The organism is Exiguobacterium sp. FD-YE-25-4 (assembly GCF_057004685.1).
In genome coordinates, this window is sequence record NZ_CM168041.1 from 1,008,838 (window position 1) to 1,027,148 (window position 18,311).

An 18,311-nucleotide genomic window follows, 5' to 3' on the forward strand; every position below is an offset into this window, starting at 1 on the left:
GAAGATGGGGGAGCCGGGGAAGCATGAAACCAAGAAAAATTATTCAATCGATCGGGTTGGTGATTGGATTGACGACAATCTTAGCAGGATGTAATCAAGAAACGGAAGCGACGCCGAAAGTTGACCAGACCGTCGAGGAGGCTAAATCGGAAGATTCGGAAATGATTCGATTGCGTCCCGTTGCCGAGGACGCCTCAATCGGGGCAGTGAAGGACTATGACCTATCATCGTTCTTCCAACATAAAGTCGCGATGATTGCACCGGAGCATATGGTCGATGAACACATTGTCTATACGGATTCTGTCGGTGAGGTCGGCCATGAAATCTACGTGTATGATACGGAACAAGCAACTAATCGGTCGTTACATAAGACATCGAGAACAATCGGTAGTCTCGTCGGCATCAAAGATGAAATATTTTGGATTGAATATGAACTGACTGAAGACAATGGATATGCTTGGTCCATTTTCCGGATGAAGCTCGACGCATCGGAACTGACTGAACTGTATAACGGGGTCAGTATGTTCGAGACGCCCGTTCCTCATTTGAATGCATCGGATGATCGCGTCACATGGGTTGATTATGAGGCATCAGAAACGATGACGACGTCGGCGGTGATGCAGTATTTATATGATACGGCCACGGTGGAAACGATTCAGACGTACACGCTTCAAGAAGGGGAGAAACGAGATGGCGAGTACGTGTTCGATTACAGAGTTGGTGGGGACGGTGTCATCGTCCATCGAAGCTCATTCGCTGATGGGGAGAAGACGACAAAGTTAACCACGCTCGATGGAACGTTTGACGAAGACATGGGCGCATTGGTCGACTTTGAAACAGGTGCGGACTATGTTGCTCTTGGAAAAGAAGGACGTGCCGATTTTGTAGGGCTGACGGGGGGAGCGAAACAGTTCCAACATAAAAGCACACAGTCAAAGATTACATTTGACTCATTTCGTTTCTTGCCGAATCAGCGAATCCTATTCCGTGAAGGCATGAATCGCTTATTAGTTGCGGATTTGAATGAAGCGACGGTCTCGTATTTGCCGAGTCGAGGCGGCACGACGTCCAAGCCGATCTATCGTGATGGCCAAATCGCCTATGCCGAACTTGGGGATGGCGGGTTGATTACTTTCTACACCATCGATGTGAACTGACATAGAAACCAAAAATCGTCACCTCCGGTTATGGAAGTGACGATTTTTTCATGCTCATTCAAGCATCTCAATCTTATGCGAGTCCATCCGATCTCATACTTATAGCGAGACAGACGTCACCCAATTTTCACGTATCTCTTGAACGACGTGGTCTGGATTTTCCCAATGGAGCATGTGTGAAGCGGATGGGACGGCTTTGACGACGGCACCGGTCAATTCGGCGAACTGACTTGATGCATCGATTTTAAAGGACTCATCTGATTCTGGAAGCGTCGCCCGTAGCAGGATGATCGAGTTCGATTGCACCCGGCTCGAAAAATCGAGCATCTCATCGCGATACATTGATCGAATGATGGCTGCACCAGTTTTTCCTCTGGCGTGCCAATAGTAGCGATTGTCTCTATGTACGGCAAGATCTTGAGCGGCCAAGTCTAGGAGAGAGGAACGTCTCGAGATGCCATCGTACACTGCAATCGATTCGAATTCGTCCCACGTCTCACAAAAATCTTCAAAATTTGTTTCGTAATACGCCGCCTCTTTCTCCGAAGAGCGTCCGCGCAGCCGTTTACTCTGATACCCGCCATCGATCAAGATCGAACCGTCAACGCGATCGCCTTGATTGATCAAATAGTAGAGGTGGACGAAAGACCCCCAGGAATGGGAGAGGAAATAGAATCGATTCACATCGAGCATATCGAGCACTTGATTCAGCCACTCACAAAAGCGGGGGAAGTCGTATGCATGGTCATCCTGGAAAGATTGGGACATCCCATGACCCGGTGCATCAATCGCAAGGATGCGGAAGTCGTGTTGCAGTTTGTCCGCAACTTCGATGAAACTGAGTGCTGTACTGCCTAGGCCATGCAAACAAAAGATGACCGGCTTGTCGCGATCGCCCCATTCGGTGACGCGGACATCGATGTCTTGGCAATGAATCATATAGCGTTTCAATTTAAAATCCCTCCAAATCATATGTATTAAAAAAGAAGGGCCGACCGAATTGTCCGACACCTTCTCTTCATTCTTTATCTGTGGTTAATTTTCCTTTTGGTCATTCATCTTTTTTGCCGTCCGCTGCAGGGCAAAGCCAAAGGCGAACAGCGAGGCGATCACGGCCGTCATCGTATAGACGGAGTCGGTGAAAGCGAGGTAGATGCCGAACAAGCCGAGCCCGAAGCTGAGGAGAAACCACAGCCAGAGGCTCGGATGGTCTCGTAACGCCTGTTTCATCGGCTCGGGACGTTCAACTGGCAACCGGTCCCGTCGGTCACGAGCAAGTTCGAGTTGAATACTTGGCCGTTGCTCTTCAAGACGAGCGATCGTTTATCTTCGCGATAGTCGATGATCATGTCTTCGTCGAGAAACACTTTCGTCCAGTTCTTGATGAGGATCGGGCCGATGTTCGAATCAATCTCGACGTCTTCCGGTGTCGTTTCGGTCACGTAGCGAATCTCGAAGATGCCGCTATTGCCGCAGCCGCAACCTTCCGTCTCATAAAACAAATGCATCTGTCCCTTACGGTCGCCTTTTAAAGCGTCAATCCGCTCTTGGGCGCGTTCTGTAATTTGTACGTTCATTTGAATCAGCTCCTTATGTCTATTATACCGCGCTGGAAAAAAGATTGAAAAAGACGTGCTTCCCGTTTTCCACTTCCTGCAAAAAGGCGTAAACTATTTGTTTAGAAGGGGGAAACGAAATGATCTCACGTTTTTTTAGTTATTACCGTCCACATAAGAAGTTATTCATCCTCGATTTCTCGTTCGCCATCCTCGTCGGTCTGCTCGAGCTCGGCTTTCCGCTCGCCGTGCAATGGTTCATCGACGATTTGTTGCCAGGTGGGGAATGGAACTGGATTATCATCATCAGCATCGGCTTGCTCATCCTTTACATACTCGCCATGATGATGCAATACGTCGTCAACTATTGGGGGCATAAGCTCGGCATCAATATCGAGACCGATATGCGGGAAGAGCTGTTCACCCATATCCATAAACAGTCGTTCCGGTTCTTTGATAACCACAAGACCGGCCATTTGATGAGTCGGGTGACGAACGACTTGTTCGATATCGGCGAAGTGGCGCACCACGGGCCTGAAGATTTCTTCATCGCCATCATGACGCTGCTCGGTGCGTTCGGGATCATGTTCTCGATCGATCCGCAACTCGCGCTCGTGACGGTCGTCGCCGTGCCGTTCCTCGTCATCATGATCACGTACGCCAACAAGAACATGAACAAGGCGTGGCAAAAGATGTATACGAACATCGGCGAAGTGAACGCCCGTGTCGAGGACAGCGTCTCTGGGGCACGCGTCGTCCAATCGTTCACGAACGAGACGTTCGAAATCAACCGCTTCCAAAAAGATAACAATTTTTATCGCGGCTCGAAAATCGAGGCGTATCGGGTCATGAGTAAGTCGCTCGCCGGGATTTACATCACGACGCGGCTCATGACGTTGCTCGTCCTTGTCTACGGCGCATATTTGACGTATCAAGGTCAACTCTCATACGGTCAGCTCGTTGGGTTCATCCTCTATATGAACTTGCTCATCAAGCCGATCGAGAAAATCACGGCCCTCCTCGAGATGTACCCGAAAGGGATGGCGGGCTTCAAACGATTCACGCAACTCCTCGACGAGGCCCCGGACATCGAGAACCGTCCTGACGCCGTCGACGTCAAGACGCTTAAAGGCGACATCGCTTTCCAAAACGTCTCGTTCGGCTACTCGGACTATCGGCAAGTGTTGACCGACATCGACCTCGACATCAAGGCCGGAACGACGGTCGCCCTCGTCGGTACGAGCGGGGCCGGGAAGACGACAATCTGTTCGCTCATCCCGCGTTTCTATGATGTAACGAGTGGGAAAATCACAATCGACGGCATGGACATCCGTGATATGACGAAAGAGAGTCTGCGCCGCCAAATCGGAATCGTGCAACAAGACGTGTTCTTGTTCGCCGGGACGCTCCGTGAGAATATCGCCTACGGAAAACTGGACGCGACCGACGCGGAGATTATGCATGCGGTCGAGAAGGCGCATTTGAACTCGCTCGTCGAGGAGCTCGAGCATGGTCTCGAGACGCAAATCGGGGAGCGGGGCTTGAAACTGTCGGGGGGTCAGAAACAACGGATCGCCATCGCCCGCATGTTCCTCAAAAATCCGCCGATCTTGATATTAGATGAAGCGACGTCCGCGCTCGACACGGAGACGGAAGCAATCATTCAAGACTCGCTCAATGAACTCGCGGCTGACCGGACGACGCTCATCATCGCCCACCGTTTGGCGACGGTGAAGAACGCTGACCGCATCCTCGTCGTTACCGCTGACGGAATCGTCGAGGACGGGACGCACGATGAATTGAGTATGAAAGGCGGCGTGTTCGCCGGATTGCTCAGACGCCAACAACTATAAGGAATGGGCAGCCACCAATATTTTTGGTGGCTGTCATGCGTTAGTTGGGTATAGACAAGCAAATGGTGGTTATGAGGAGGAAAACAAGTGATGAAAGCCGTACAAGTCATCGGTTACGGGGACGTCGATCAATTACAGGTCGTCGATGTCCCGATTCCGAGCCCGAAACAAGGAGAAGTGCTCGTGCGTGTGAAAGCGTGCGGGATTAACAATACCGAGATTTGGATGCGAGAAGGCGCGTATGGGACGGACAAAGAGTCGGGCTGGCGGCCGGAAGGGGTCCAATTCCCACGGGTCCCGGGTTCAGATATCACCGGAGAAGTCGTGAAGGTCGGCAGCGGGGTCGAGGAGACGATGGTCGGACGTCGCGTCGTCCTATTCCCGTTCACATCGAGCGGGCCGGAAGGGGACGAGCATATCGCTGACGATATGTCGTTCATCGGCTCCGAGTACGACGGCGGATACGCCGAATATGTCGTCTGGCCGGCAGAGCTCTGTTTCGATATGCCGCTCGACAGTTTCGTCGATAGCGCCGTCTTCACGGTGAGCGGGTTGACGGCGTGGCATATGAACGAACAGATTGAGATTCAGCCGGGGCAGACGATCGTCGTCACGGGTGCGAGCGGTGGCGTCGGTTCGTTCAACGTCCAAATCGCGGCGAACGTGCATGGGGCGAACGTGTTCGCCATCGTCGGGGACTTGAAAGATGAAGCGAAGCTGAAGGATCTTGGGGCGGACCATGTCTTTTCATACCGCTCCGAGAGGCTCGCCGATGAGATTCTCGAGGCGAACGGAGGACCGGTCGATGCCGTGCTCGATGTCGTCGGCGATGCCTTGTTCGCGACAGCGCTCAAGGTGTTGAAGAATGGCGGTAAGTTCTGTATTTCCGGTTCGGCCGGGGGGCAACAGACGAACCTCGACTTCCGGACGATGTATTTGAAACACATCACCATATATGGTTCCGTGCTTGGCACACGCGCGGAGTTCCAAACGATGCTCGAGGCGATTAAAGCTGGTAAGGTCAGGCCGATCGTCGACCGGACGTTCCCGCTCGCTGAGGCACGGGATGCGCAGACGTATTTCAAACAGCGCGGCAAGTTCGGGAAGATCGTCCTCGTCCCATAACCAAAAAGAGAGGAAACCGGACGCTGACATCCGATTTCCTCTCTTTTTATGCGGCCACTTTCGCCCGGTCGATGACCGAGACGAGACGCCGGAACTGTTCAAGCCAAAACTGGAAGAACGGACCGATCAAGAAAATCGACAGCAAAGTCCCGAAAAAGACAGGTCCGCCCAGTACCCAGCCGATGAGGCAAGCCGTCAGTTCCATCCACGTCCGCATCATGCGGACCGACGTGTTGAACCGGTCGGCCAAGGCGAGTGTCAATCCGTCCCGTGGGCCGGCCCCGTAGCCGATGGCGACGTACAAGCCGGCACCCATGCCGATGACGAAGATGCCGAGGACGAGCCAGGCGATATTGAGCGCGATGCCGTCCAGTTGCGGCAACCAGTGGCGCTCGAGAATCAAATTCATGAACACGCCGACGAAGACGGCGTTGACGAGCGTCCCGAACTGGGGCCGAATCCGGTCCAGTATGTACTTGCAGAAGACGAGCAAGAGACCGACGAGCAAGATGATCGTCCCGACGGAAATCGGCGTGTGGCGGGCGAGGCCGAGATGGAGCACGTCCCACGTCGACACGCCGAGGTCGGCCGTGATCATCATCGATGACCCGAGGGCGAGCAGGAATAGACCGCTCATGAACAACGTCCACTTCAAGCTGATTCGTAAAGATTGTACCCATACCGCGTGCATGTTCGTCGCCTCGATTCCTAAAATGTTCCATCATCATATCATAATTGGTTTCACGACAAGAAAAAAACGCCTCAGACGAAGTCCGAAGCGCTTTGCTCACTTTTTAGGTGTCGAGGCTTTTTTTGCTTTGTTCTTTTTATAGTAATCGTAGACGAACGGTGCGACCGCTGTCGCGACTTTAATGAGTGTACCAAATTTACCTTTTCTAGCCATATTGCTGCACCCCTTTCTGTTTCTAATGATGTATATTCCACCCGTTGCGGAAATGAAAACATGTTTTGGACAGCTTCACCTTATGTAAGGCAAGCATTCATGACCCATAATGAGGTCAGGAGGCGAAATCAATGAAGACGATTATCTGGTATCAAAACGATTTGCGGGTCGATGACCATCGTCCGCTCGAGGAGGCGCTCCGGCACGAGGACACGATTGAAGGGCATTATTTCATCCGGGAAGATGAGCTCTCAGAGAACCGATTCGGGCATACCCCGCTAGGACCGAGACGGCTCCAATTTTTGAACGATTCGCTCGAAGATTTGGGCGGGTCGCTCGCAGCACTCGGCATCCCTCTGTTCGTCCATGTCGGGCATCCGCTCGACGTGCTCGACCCGAACGACCGGCTATTGTTCCAGCGATCGATCGGCTTTGACGAACGGCTGCGCGAACGAGAAATCATGACCGCGTGGCGCGGCTCGAGTCAGGCGTTTGACGGCTTCACGCTCTATCCGCGGGCAGAAATCCCGTTCGAGCGCATGCCATTCCTCTTCACTGAGTTTCGAAAAGCTGTCGAAGCTGAAGCGAGACCGGAAAAGCGCTTCGACCGGCCGCGTGAAGGGGAAGCATATCCGATTGATTTCCCTGTCGCCTATGAACGGGTCGAGCAAGGCAAGCATACCGCGTTCCCGTTCAAGGGCGGGGAACAGGCAGGGTGGGAGCGGCTCGCGGCCTATTTGGCGGGGCCAATCCGGACGTATAAAGAGACACGAAACGGCTTCGGGGTCGACGACTCGTCGAAGTTGTCGGCTTATCTCGCCAACGGCTCGCTCTCACCGCGCCGGGTGCTACACGAGCTCGAGCAACATGAGCGGTCACACGGGGCGAATGAGTCGACGTATTGGCTCTATTTTGAATTGCTCTGGCGTGATTTCTTCCAATGGGTCGCACTCGAGCAAGGGAAACGACTCTTCCGGGCCCAAGGCATCCGTTCGAAACGAAAGACGTGGCGCGTCGACCCTGACGTCATCGCGCGTTGGCAGGCGGGTGAGACAGGCGTCGACTTTGTCGATGCGTTCATGCGTGAGTTGAACGCGACGGGATGGATGTCGAACCGGGGCCGTCAAATCGTCGCGAGCTACTTCGCGAAAGAACTCGGGCAAGACTGGCGCATCGGCGCGTCCTATTTCGAATCGACGCTAATTGACTATGATGTCGCGAGCAACTACGGTAATTGGGCGTACCAGGCCGGTGTCGGCAACGACTCACGCGACCGGCATTTCAACGTCAGTCGGCAACAAGACACGTACGACCCGACCGGTGCGTTTCGTAACATGTGGTTGTGACGAAACTGTCACGAGAAGTCATCGTTTCTGATTGACTTCTTTTTACAGACAGTGCTATAGTAAGGTCAACAGATGGGATACCTGAGGTGTACGAGAGCCGCCTTCGTTATTTTGAGCCAACACTTTGAATACGGGAGACCGAACTGCTATCCAGATCAACTGCCTCATCACGTGCAGGAGGACTTGTGAAGGGGACGCTAGGTCACCCACCTGCTTAAGCAGGTTCAAAAGCAGGGCATCGTCACGGCACTCCGGGTCCCATCGATTTTATTGTAAAACGTCGCTAGGCGTCTTTTTTTTGATTATAATTCCGAGTAAAATAGTGTGAGAAAATAGGATTCATTTGGAGGAAGAGTATGTTACACCAGTTTTCACGTAATGAGTTGGCCATTGGTCAAGAAGGTTTAGAAACATTGAAAGGGAAGACGGTCGCCATCCTCGGTGTCGGCGGTGTCGGGTCGTTCGCGGCCGAGGCGCTCGCACGCAGTGGCGTCGGACGAATCGTGCTCGTCGATAAAGATGATATCGATATCACGAACGTCAACCGCCAGATTCACGCGCTCTTGTCGACGGTCGGGCAACCTAAAGTCGAAGCGATGGCGACACGCCTCCTCGATATCAACCCTGAGCTCGAGCTCGTCAAATTAAAAATGTTCTACACGGAAGAGACGTTCGAAGAATTCTTCGCGCAAGACCTCGACTTCGTCATCGATGCCTCGGACACGATCATCTATAAGATCCACTTGATCGTCGAGTGCAAACGTCGTGGCATCCCGGTCATCTCGAGCATGGGCATGGCCAACAAGATGGACCCGACGCGCATCAAAGTCGTCGACATCAAGGATACGACGTACGACCCGATCGCCAAAATGGTCCGGACGCGTCTCCGTAAAGAGCGCATCCATAAAGGCGTCCCGGTCGTCTTTTCAGACGAGTCGCCGATCGTGACACGCGAAGACGTGAACGAGGTCGTCGGGAAGAAAGATGCCCCGATCCGTAAAGCGAAGATGCCGCCGAGTTCGAATGCGTTCGTCCCATCGGTCGCCGGCCTCGTCGCAGCAGGGTACGTCATCAACCAAATGCTTGAGACAGCTGGTGTCGAGATCAACCGCATCCAGAAATGAAAAAACGACGCGGCTCAAAAGAGTCAGCGTCGTTTTTCCCAATAATCGAGTCGTTTTTGCAGCTGTTGCTCGAAGCCACGGCTCGTCGGTGTATAATATTTAGGACGTTTTCGGGCCAAGTTCTCCGGCCAGTAGTTTTGCGCGACGTAGCCGTCTTTCTCGTCGTGCGGGTATTTGTATCCGGCACCGTTGCCGAGCTCGCGGGCGCCTGGGCTGTGCGCGTCACGGAGATGGACCGGTACCGGACCGCCCTCGACCGTGCGGACGTGGTGAATCGCCTTATCGATGGCGGTGATGACCGCGTTCGATTTCGGTGCCGTCGCGAGATATAGGACGGCCTGTGCCATCGGGATCCGTGCCTCCGGGAAACCGACGTGTTCGCTCGCGCGAGCAGCCGCATCGACGATGACGAGCGCGTTCGGGTCACTGAGCCCGATATCTTCGGCCGCATGCACATAGAGCCTGCGCATGATGAAGCGCGGTGATTCGCCGGCCTCGATCATGACGGCGAGCCAGTACAGTGCCGCGTCCGGGTCCGAGCCGCGAATCGACTTAATGAACGCCGAGATGACGTCATAGTGCCGGTCACCCGTCTTGTCGTACTTGATGGCCTTTTGTTGAATCGACTCCTCGGCCACGTCGAGTGTGATTTGAATCTTGCCATCGACCTCGGGCGTCGTCAATACGGCCAGCTCGAGGGCGTTCAACAGGACACGGTAGTCACCGTCCGCCATTTTGATATAATGGTCCACGGCGGCTTCCTCGATTTGGACGGGATAGTTGCCGAGTCCCTTTTTATCAGCGAGAGCCCGTTCCAAGACGACACGAAGTTCGTCTGGTCCAGGCGGTTCGAGCCGAAACACGGTCGCGCGCGACAGCAACGCCGCGTTGACCTCAAAACTCGGGTTTTCGGTCGTCGCCCCGATCAAGATGAGCTTCCCGGCCTCTAGTGCCGGGAGCAGGGCGTCTTGTTGCAGTTTATTGAAACGATGAATCTCGTCTAAAAATAAAATCGTTCGTTCTTGCTCGAAATCAAACCGGGACTCGGCCTCGCGGATGACGCTCCGGAGTTCATCGAGTTTGGCCGTGACGGCGTTCAATTGCACGAACGTCGCTTTCGTATAATTCGAGATGACGCGGGCGAGCGTCGTCTTGCCCGTTCCCGGCGGTCCATACAAGATAATCGTACCGAGGCGGTCGGCCTCGATGGCCCGCCGCAGCAATTTGCCTTCGCCGATGATGTGGCGTTGACCGATGACTTCGTCTAACGTTTCAGGCCGCATCCGATTGGCGAGCGGGCCGCTATTCGATTGCTGAAATAAATCACTCATACGTACACATTCCTTTCGACAAACGTTTGTTCGACTAGTATAGCAGAAGGAGACATGAAGATGAAAATATCTACAAAAGGTCGTTATGGATTGACGATCATGATCGCACTGGCCCGGGAAACGGACAACAAACCGCTCAGCTTGAAAAAGATTGCGGCCCGGCATGACTTGCCGGAACATTACTTAGAGCAGTTGATCGGTCCACTTCGCAACGGCGGTCTCGTCAAGAGCGTCCGCGGGGCGTACGGCGGCTATCAGCTCGTCAAATCGGCGACGGACATCACGGCGGGAGAAATCATCCGCTTGCTCGAAGGGCCGCTCACAATCGTCGAAGACTCAGAAGCGGACGATGCCGTGAAACGGAAGCTTTGGGATAAAATCAAAGCGGCGATCGAGAAAGTGCTCGAAGAGACGACACTCGCCGATCTCGCTGAAGAAGATTCTGATGGCTATATGTTCTATATATAAAGATGAGGTGAACGAATATGAACTATTTTGATCATGCCGCAACGACGCCGATGCGTCCGGAAGTGCTCGAAGCGATGACACCTTATATGCTCGAACATTATGGCAACCCGTCGAGCATCCACGGCATCGGACGGACGGCGCGCGCCGCACTGGATACTTCGCGCCGGACGCTCGCCACGTGGATCGGGGCGACCCCGAACGAGATCGTCTTCACATCGGGCGGCACCGAGTCGGACAACTATGCGCTGTTCGGTACGGCTTACGCGAATCAACATAAAGGCAAACATGTGATCACGACGAAAGTCGAACACCACGCCGTCTTGCACGCGATGGAGCAACTCGAGCGGGAAGGATTCGAAGTGACGTATCTCGATGTCGACGCGACGGGTGCGGTGACGCTTGACTCCGTTCGTGCTGCGCTCCGGGACGATACGATCCTCGTCTCGGTCATGTACGGCAACAACGAGGTCGGCACACTTCAACCGATTGCGGAAATCGGTGCACTCCTCGCCGACCATCAGGCTTACTTCCATACGGACGCCGTCCAAGCGCTCGGTACGGAAACGATTGACGTCAAGGCGCTCGGGGTCGATTTATTGTCGGCCTCGGCCCATAAAATCAATGGCCCGAAAGGTATCGGTTTTCTTTTTATAAAAACAGGTGTAAAATTAGCGACGCGTTCTTTTGGAGGACAACAAGAACGGAAACGTCGAGCCGGCACGGAAAACGTTCCGGGTGCCGTCGGGTTCCAACAAGCAGCCGAACTGGCCAAAATCGAACAGGTCGAACGAGTGGGCGCGTACCAGCAAATGACCGAGGCGCTCTTCAAGCGACTCGATGAACTCGGAGTCGAGTATGACGTGAACGGGGCGAACCGCTTACCGCACATCGTCAACTTGTATCTCCCGGGCATCGAACTTGAACCGTTCCTCATCATGATGGACATGCGCGGCTTTGCCATCTCGAGCGGCAGTGCCTGCACGGCAGGGTCGATTGAACCGTCACACGTATTGACGGCGATGTTCGGGACGTCGGATCGGACGAAACAGTCCGTCCGCATCAGCTTTGGACATGGCAACTCGGTCGCAGACGTGGAGCGGCTCGCCGAACGACTCTCTGAGGTCGTCTCGACATTCACGAACGGAGTGAGATAAATCATGAACTTACGCACAAAAGCCCCTGCCGAGACGACGGTCGTCGTCGGGATGTCAGGCGGCGTCGATTCATCGGTGACGGCCCATTTGCTGAAAGAGCAAGGGTATAACGTCATCGGAATCTTTATGAAAAACTGGGATGATACGGACGAGAACGGTGTCTGTACGGCGACCGAAGACTATGAAGACGTCATCGCGGTCGCGAACCAAATCGGGATCCCTTATTACGCGGTCAACTTCGAGAAAGAATATTGGGACCGCGTGTTCGAATACTTCTTGGCCGAGTACCGTCTCGGGCGGACGCCGAACCCGGACGTCATGTGTAACAAGGAAATCAAGTTCAAGGCGTTCCTTGACCACGCGCTTCGCCTCGGTGCCGACTTCGTCGCGACCGGGCACTACGCACGGGTCGAGTACGTCGACGGTGAGCATCGACTTCTTCGTGGGAAAGATGACAACAAAGACCAAACGTACTTCTTGAACCAGTTGTCACAAGACCAACTCGCGCGGACGATGTTCCCGATTGGTCATATGGACAAGAAAGACGTCCGTGTCATCGCCGAAGAAGCGGGACTCGCGACAGCGAAGAAGAAAGATTCGACGGGCATCTGCTTTATCGGAGAGCGCAACTTCAAAGAGTTCCTCTCGGAGTATTTGCCATCACAACCAGGCATCATGCAGACGCTCGATGGGGAACAAAAGGGAAACCATGACGGGCTCATGTATTACACGCTCGGTCAACGCCACGGCCTCGGCATCGGCGGCGACGGGGACCCATGGTTCGTCGTCGGCAAAAACGTGGAAGAAAACATCCTCTACGTCGGCCAAGGGTTCCATCATGACGCGCTCTATTCGGACGCGTTGCTCGCATCGAAGCTGTCATGGACAGGGGCCGTACCAACAGGCGAGTTCCGGGCGACGGCGAAATTCCGCTACCGTCAACAAGACGTGCCTGTGACGATCGCGCCACTTGAAAATGGCGAAGTGCTCGTCAAATTTGATGAGCCGCAACGTGCGATCACGCCAGGACAGGCTGTCGTCTTCTATGACGGTGACATCTGCCTCGGTGGTGCGACGATTGACGAAGCGTATCGAAACGGAAAACGACTCGACTATATCGGATGAGGTGATGACTTTGAACGCAAACGAATTAGGCATCCAAGCGATGCAACAAGGTGAGTTCGAACAGGCGGCCAAGCAGTTCAATGCTGCCATCGAAGCGGACCCGACGGACCCGACCGGTTACGTCAACATGGGTACGCTCTTGCAAGCAATCGGCGACCATGAACGGGCCGTCGTCTTTTACGATAAGGCGCTCGAACTCGACAACGCGTTCGGCGCGGCCCATTACGCGAAGGGAGCGCTCGCCTATGAGCTCGAACAGCTCGACTTGGCCGAGGCATCTCTGCGTCAGGCGCTCCTCGCCGGGATGGACGACGCCGACCTTCATTTCATGCTCGGCTTGACGTACAAGGCGATGGGCGACTTCGTCCGGGCCTTGCCGCGTCTTCGGGAAGCGATGAAGCAGGCGCCGGAAGACGTCGAGATTTCGTTCCAATACGGGCTCGCGCTCGCGCAGAACGAACAGCTCGACGAGGCCGTCGAAGCGCTCGAGCATACGCTCGACCTCGACGCGAGCCATACGGACGCCCGCTACAACTTGGCGATCGCTTACGCGTTCCTCGGTGAACAAGATAAGACGTACGCCGAGCTTGAGCGTGTGCTCGAGTTGCAACCGGACCATGCGCTCGCCTTTGACGCGAAAGCGAAAATGGATGAGCTGCTCGGTAACTGAATCAATAAAGCGCTTCTCGCAGTGTTTGCGAGAGGCGCTTTTTGTTAGTCCCAATAATGGAAGATGACGTTTCCAATTGTTTCTGGTTCCCAATATTCGATTTCTTCGCGTTCCGCCTTGTTCAGAAACGGCTGTAGTGACAAATCGAACCGCTCATTCAACTCCGCCGCTGATGGGATTTGATATAAATCAGGAAATAAATCGGTCAGTTCGGGCACATCGATGTACTCGTACTCAAACGGTTCATATTTTGAGATGCCGATGACGGGATAAACTCTGCTGAGCAGCACATAGATGCTGCGTCCTCGGATGGTGATGGTCGCTTGATCATAGTTCGGGGTGACCGAATCCCCGAGGATGATGCTACACGTCCCACCTTTACGACGGGCGTAATCGAAACAAACCGTTCGGAACGATTGATCATCAAACTCGGGGGTAGGGCAGTCGCCGTATGAAAAACCGGTGATGCATGTTGGTAAGATGAGCGTCATGAAGCCACCTCCCCGATGACCCAAACCGAAACATTAAAAATCGTCACGAACAACGTGCCGGCGAGCGCGATATAACTCCACGCGACGCCCGTTCCTGATTTGGCCCGACGGACCCCATCCGCTAAGATGAGCAACATGGCCCCGAATGAAAAGAACGATAAGGCGGCAAACGAAGTCGGCCGGTCGAGCGTAGGAAACGCATCGATCACGAAATAGAGTCCGAGCGTGAGAATGGTTAACCCAGTCATGATCAGAAGTGGGAAGAAACGCATAAAACACAACCTTTTCCATTTTCTCTCATCTTATCATGTGGGGTGTCGAGCGTATATGTGAATCAGAGTTGCTTCGTCGTGATTTTTACGGGCTCGCCGCCGAACTTCTCGTACGCCTCGTCCATGTTTTTCGTATACAGCTCGATGACGTTCTTGCTCGGGTCTTTAAAGTAGGCCGAGCGCTCTTTGCCGTTGACCGTCTCGTCCTCGTCCCACGTCCGGAGTTTCGTCGGGATGTTTGACGCCTCTAACACTTCGAGCGCTTGGTCGAACGACTCCATCGGAACGAAAAATGCGCAGTGGACGTGGGCGCCGCCTTCATCATAGAGCGTGTCCCACTCGGTCACGTCCTCTTGGCGATTCGATTCTTCTGCCGATGTGAACTCTCGTTTCAGCCAGAGGCCGAGACGGGTGTTCCCCCCGACATAGAGCCACGTCGCCCACGGTTCGTCCGCCTGTTCCTGTGCTTCGCTCGGCTCGGCATCGTCACCGACCCATTGTTCGACGACGGGAAGTCCGAGCTTGCCGTGCCAAAAGTCGACGGCTTCCGCCATATCGGTCACTTCTAACACGAGTTCACACAGGCCACTGATTGGAATACGTTTCGTCATACATAGTCCCTCCTTCATAGGTTCACTCGAACAGTTCCCGCTTTGATTCGACGAAAAACGTGCATAGCCGTCCAATTGTTCGGGAAATGGAATAACAATTGAGAGGGGAGAAGTCTATGCGATCGATCAGTCTGGTCAGTGTCCTTGTCTTTTTTATCATCGAATGGTTTATGCTCGGTCGTCTGTTTGCCGCCATCGATGAACGTTTAGCGACGGGCGAATGGACAAATAATCTGTTGTTCCGGGTCGTCGTCGAGTCGGAGCGGGCGACGACCGTCCTGTTAGTCTTATTCGCGACGTTCTTCGTGCTCGGCATCATCATGCATTGGGTGTTGTCGACCCATCGCTCTTGGTCCGTAACGATCGGGACGGTCGGGGTGGCCTGGGTTGTACCAGCCCTGCTCGCGATTGTGGCCTGGTTCATCCCAAATCCATACGTCCAGCTCGCCATCATCGTGTTGCAGCTGTCGTTCATCCCGCTCGTCCCGTTCGTCGGACAGACGGTACGGTTCGGTCACGTCGTGTTGAACTGGGGCGTCCACGTCATCGCCGCGGGACTTGTGCTGTTGATTCAGCGACCATCGCTTGAGCAACTGTTTCGTGTCGAGCGGACCGAGCTGTTCGAGCGGCTCGAAGGTTATGTCAATTCGGGGGAGCTGGAACGGTTCGAACGACTGCTTGAAACCGTGGACTTGGAGCAACTTGAGCGCATCTTGAACCGAATCGATGTCGATCAGCTGATTCGGATTCTTGAACGTGTCGACCTCGACCAGCTCGAGCGCATCCTCAACCTGTTCAGTTAGGCGATTTGTCCTACCGTTCAAACTCGGGCTATAATGGGGGATGGAAAACTAGCTGGAGGTGGCTCGAATGATGGCAGCACCTTACGAGTTGACAGGAAAAGTCATCCGCGTCCTGTTTCAATCGGAAGAAGAAGCGCACACGATCGCGCTCGTACGTATAAAAGAAAAGAACTTTGAGACAGACGAGACCGAGATGGTCATCGCCGGTGTCGGCGTCGGCATTGAAAAAGGAGAGACGTATAAAGCGCACGGGCGTCTCGTCGACCATCCCCGATTCGGGAAACAGATGAAAGCGGAATGGATCCGCCGTGTCGTCCCGATGACGAAACGGGCGGCCGTCCGGTTTTTGACGAACGGCTCTTTCCCGGGAATCGGGCAAAAAACGGCCCAAAAGATTGCTGACGCACTCGGAGACGACTGCATCGACCAAATCGTTAAGCATCCGAGTATCTTGTCGAACGTCGACGGCTTGAAAGAAAAGCAGGCCCGCGTCATCACCGAGCGGTTGAACGTGTTGTATGGGGTCGATCAGTTGCTGTTGTTTTTGGCGCCGTTCGATGTCACACCGCGACTCGCCTCGAAGATTCATAAAGAGTATGAAGGTCGGGCGATGGAGACGATCGAGAAAAATCCATACGCCCTCATGTATGACGTTCAAGGCATCGGCTTCAAGACGGCCGACGCCATCGCCGCCCACTTTGGCATCCAAGGGATTCACCCGGAACGGATCGCGGCGGCCGTGCTGTACGTGCTCGAGCTCGAGCAAGGGAACGGACACTTGTTCGTCACGGCCGATCAGCTCGCGAATGAGATGCCGCGCATCATCGGCGGTGATCCGGGTGAGGCGCTCGTCTCGGCGCTCGAGACGCTCGCGAACGATGAACGTGTCATTGTCGAAGACGGAGTCGTCTATCATCCACGTGTGTACCGGGCCGAACAAAAAGCGGCCGAGGAACTCGCGCGCATCATGTCGACATCGACGACTGAAGACGTCGATATGACGACGATCTTTGATGCGGTCGGTCGCGTCGAGGAGATGTTCTCGATCGAGTATGCCAAGCAACAACGAGAGGCGATCGAACTTGCCTTGAAGTCGCCGCTCATGGTGCTGACAGGCGGACCTGGGACCGGGAAAACGACCGTCGTCCGCGGTATCATCCACGCGCTCAGCGACGTGTTCGACTGGAAGCTCGAACCGGTACAGAACCAACCGTTCCCGTTCGTGCTCGCCGCACCGACCGGCCGGGCCGCGAAACGGCTCAGTGAGTCGACGGGCTTGCCGGCCTCGACGATTCACCGTCTCTTAAAGTTTGATGGTAGCTCGTTTCAAGTCGATGACACGAATCCGCTCGTCGGAAAAGTGCTCATCGTCGACGAGGCGTCGATGATTGATATCTTCTTGTTCCGCAGCCTGCTTCGGGCAGTGCCGAACGGGATGAAAATCCTCTTCGTCGGTGACCGGGATCAATTGCCTTCGGTCGGACCGGGCCAAGTGCTCGCCGACTTGATGGCGACCGACGGGATTCCCGTCGTCCGGCTCGATGTCGTCCATCGGCAGGCGTCCGAGTCGAGCATCCTGCGTTTGGCGCACGCACTCAACGCGAAACAGATGCCGGACGATTTGCTCGCGGCACTGCCGGACCGCCGCTTTTATACGGCCAACCAAGAGACGGCGCTCCAGGCGATCTGTCAAATGGCCGGGGCCGCGCTGCGAAAAGGTTATTCCCCATTCGATATCCAAGTGCTCGCGCCGACGTACCGTGGGGTATGCGGCATCGACGGATTGAACGAGGCGCTCCAAAACGTGTTCAATCCGAAATCGGCGGCCCGTGAAGTGAAACACGGCAACCGGACGTACCGAAACGGGGATAAAGTGCTCCAACTCGTCAATAACGCCGAGGAGAACGTTTATAACGGCGATATCGGTGAAATCACGAACATTTTCTATGCGAAAGAAAACGTCGACAAGGTCGACAAAATCTATATCCGCTTCGATCAGACCGAGGTCGAGTATAACCGGAGCGAATGGGACCAGTTCACCCACGCCTATGCCATCACCATCCATAAGTCACAAGGTTCCGAGTTCCCGATCGTGCTCATGCCCGTCTTCTTCAACGGCGGCTTCCGCTCGTCGCGCAACTTGATTTATACGGCCGTCACCCGGGCGAAGAAGAGTTTGCTCTTGTTCGGAGACGTCCGTGCCCTCGAGGCGGCGACGCGAGAAGAAGAGCCGGTGCGGCGAACGAAACTCGTCGAGCGGCTAGGCGGCAAGTCTTGACGTCTCCCGATTGACGTGTGATAATGACGAATAGAAAACTGAA

19 protein-coding genes and 1 other RNA gene are annotated in these 18,311 nt (G+C 54.4%); 12 read left to right on the plus strand and 8 right to left on the minus strand.

Going from position 1 to position 18,311, the window contains the following annotated elements:
- Positions 1-23: 23 nt before the first annotated feature.
- A complete protein-coding gene (locus AC13H5_RS05180; protein ID WP_214752566.1) occupies positions 24-1,157 on the plus strand; it encodes a hypothetical protein in 1,134 nt (377 codons plus the stop codon).
- Between the two features lie 99 nt (positions 1,158-1,256).
- On the opposite strand, the gene AC13H5_RS05185 is transcribed toward AC13H5_RS05180, so the two are convergent.
- From AC13H5_RS05185 to AC13H5_RS05195, 3 genes are all read right to left on the minus strand, one after another.
- Entirely contained in the window at positions 1,257-2,108 is an 852-nt protein-coding gene (locus tag AC13H5_RS05185; RefSeq protein ID WP_483546435.1) for an alpha/beta fold hydrolase, read from the minus strand.
- Between the two features lie 84 nt (positions 2,109-2,192).
- Positions 2,193-2,411, minus strand: a complete 219-nt coding sequence (locus tag AC13H5_RS05190) for a hypothetical protein (RefSeq protein ID WP_214752571.1) — start codon at positions 2,409-2,411, stop codon at positions 2,193-2,195.
- Positions 2,384-2,734, minus strand: coding sequence for an iron-sulfur cluster biosynthesis family protein (locus AC13H5_RS05195; RefSeq protein WP_034776892.1), 351 nt, complete (start codon positions 2,732-2,734; stop codon positions 2,384-2,386). Before AC13H5_RS05195 ends, AC13H5_RS05190 begins: the two co-directional genes overlap by 28 nt.
- 119 nt (positions 2,735-2,853) lie before the next feature.
- On the opposite strand from AC13H5_RS05195, the gene AC13H5_RS05200 reads away from it, so the two are divergent.
- Positions 2,854-4,566, plus strand: coding sequence for an ABC transporter ATP-binding protein (locus AC13H5_RS05200; RefSeq protein ID WP_214752572.1), 1,713 nt, complete (start codon positions 2,854-2,856; stop codon positions 4,564-4,566).
- 90 nt (positions 4,567-4,656) lie between these two features.
- On the plus strand, positions 4,657-5,691 hold the full coding sequence (locus AC13H5_RS05205; RefSeq protein WP_483546547.1) for a zinc-binding dehydrogenase: 1,035 nt from the start codon (positions 4,657-4,659) through the stop codon (positions 5,689-5,691).
- Between the two features lie 46 nt (positions 5,692-5,737).
- Here the strand turns inward: AC13H5_RS05205 and AC13H5_RS05210 are convergent, their stop codons facing one another.
- On the minus strand, positions 5,738-6,382 hold the full coding sequence (locus AC13H5_RS05210) for a YczE/YyaS/YitT family protein (protein WP_214797081.1): 645 nt from the start codon (positions 6,380-6,382) through the stop codon (positions 5,738-5,740).
- A gap of 344 nt (positions 6,383-6,726) precedes the next feature.
- Between AC13H5_RS05210 and AC13H5_RS05215 the strand changes: the two genes are divergently transcribed.
- The 3 genes from AC13H5_RS05215 to AC13H5_RS05225 all read left to right on the plus strand — a co-directional run bounded on the left by AC13H5_RS05215 (position 6,727) and on the right by AC13H5_RS05225 (position 9,065).
- Entirely contained in the window at positions 6,727-7,941 is a 1,215-nt protein-coding gene (locus AC13H5_RS05215; protein ID WP_034776898.1) for a DASH family cryptochrome, read from the plus strand.
- Between the two features lie 75 nt (positions 7,942-8,016).
- A non-coding RNA gene (ssrS, locus tag AC13H5_RS05220) (6S RNA) lies at positions 8,017-8,203 on the plus strand.
- Between the two features lie 94 nt (positions 8,204-8,297).
- On the plus strand, positions 8,298-9,065 hold the full coding sequence (locus AC13H5_RS05225; protein ID WP_034776899.1) for a tRNA threonylcarbamoyladenosine dehydratase: 768 nt from the start codon (positions 8,298-8,300) through the stop codon (positions 9,063-9,065).
- A 23-nt stretch (positions 9,066-9,088) separates the two neighbouring features.
- Here AC13H5_RS05225 and AC13H5_RS05230 read toward each other — a convergent pair whose 3' ends face one another.
- Positions 9,089-10,396, minus strand: a complete 1,308-nt coding sequence (locus AC13H5_RS05230) for a replication-associated recombination protein A (protein ID WP_034776901.1) — start codon at positions 10,394-10,396, stop codon at positions 9,089-9,091.
- 60 nt (positions 10,397-10,456) lie between these two features.
- Here AC13H5_RS05230 and cymR point away from each other — a divergent pair, with 60 nt between their 5' ends.
- From cymR to AC13H5_RS05250, 4 genes are read left to right on the plus strand one after another with little or no spacing between them, the layout of a single operon-like run.
- Positions 10,457-10,864 (plus strand): cysteine metabolism transcriptional regulator CymR, encoded by a 408-nt coding sequence (cymR, locus tag AC13H5_RS05235; protein ID WP_483546436.1) that lies wholly within the window; start codon positions 10,457-10,459, stop codon positions 10,862-10,864.
- A gap of 17 nt (positions 10,865-10,881) precedes the next feature.
- On the plus strand, positions 10,882-12,018 hold the full coding sequence (locus AC13H5_RS05240; protein ID WP_138859718.1) for a cysteine desulfurase family protein: 1,137 nt from the start codon (positions 10,882-10,884) through the stop codon (positions 12,016-12,018).
- A gap of 3 nt (positions 12,019-12,021) precedes the next feature.
- Complete coding sequence (gene mnmA / locus AC13H5_RS05245) at positions 12,022-13,143, plus strand: tRNA 2-thiouridine(34) synthase MnmA (RefSeq protein ID WP_034776905.1); 1,122 nt, start codon at positions 12,022-12,024, stop codon at positions 13,141-13,143.
- A 4-nt stretch (positions 13,144-13,147) separates the two neighbouring features.
- Positions 13,148-13,813: a tetratricopeptide repeat protein gene (locus AC13H5_RS05250; protein ID WP_214797078.1), complete on the plus strand. Its 666-nt coding sequence runs from the start codon at positions 13,148-13,150 to the stop codon at positions 13,811-13,813.
- Between the two features lie 44 nt (positions 13,814-13,857).
- Here AC13H5_RS05250 and AC13H5_RS05255 read toward each other — a convergent pair whose 3' ends face one another.
- From AC13H5_RS05255 to AC13H5_RS05265, 3 genes are all read right to left on the minus strand, one after another.
- Positions 13,858-14,304 (minus strand): hypothetical protein, encoded by a 447-nt coding sequence (locus AC13H5_RS05255; protein WP_214797077.1) that lies wholly within the window; start codon positions 14,302-14,304, stop codon positions 13,858-13,860.
- A complete protein-coding gene (locus tag AC13H5_RS05260) occupies positions 14,301-14,576 on the minus strand; it encodes a hypothetical protein (RefSeq protein WP_214797076.1) in 276 nt (91 codons plus the stop codon). The genes AC13H5_RS05255 and AC13H5_RS05260 overlap by 4 nt, the downstream gene beginning before the upstream one ends.
- A gap of 62 nt (positions 14,577-14,638) precedes the next feature.
- Entirely contained in the window at positions 14,639-15,187 is a 549-nt protein-coding gene (locus AC13H5_RS05265) for a VOC family protein (RefSeq protein ID WP_483546437.1), read from the minus strand.
- A 116-nt stretch (positions 15,188-15,303) separates the two neighbouring features.
- Here AC13H5_RS05265 and AC13H5_RS05270 point away from each other — a divergent pair, with 116 nt between their 5' ends.
- Together AC13H5_RS05270 and recD2 are read left to right on the plus strand one after the other, a co-directional pair.
- The gene (locus AC13H5_RS05270; RefSeq protein WP_483546438.1) at positions 15,304-15,990 is read left to right on the plus strand and encodes a magnesium and cobalt transport protein CorA; all 687 of its coding nucleotides are present in this window, start codon (positions 15,304-15,306) and stop codon (positions 15,988-15,990) included.
- Positions 15,991-16,057: 67 nt separating this feature from the next.
- The gene (recD2, locus tag AC13H5_RS05275; RefSeq protein ID WP_200881478.1) at positions 16,058-18,268 is read left to right on the plus strand and encodes an SF1B family DNA helicase RecD2; all 2,211 of its coding nucleotides are present in this window, start codon (positions 16,058-16,060) and stop codon (positions 18,266-18,268) included.
- Positions 18,269-18,311: the final 43 nt, after the last annotated feature.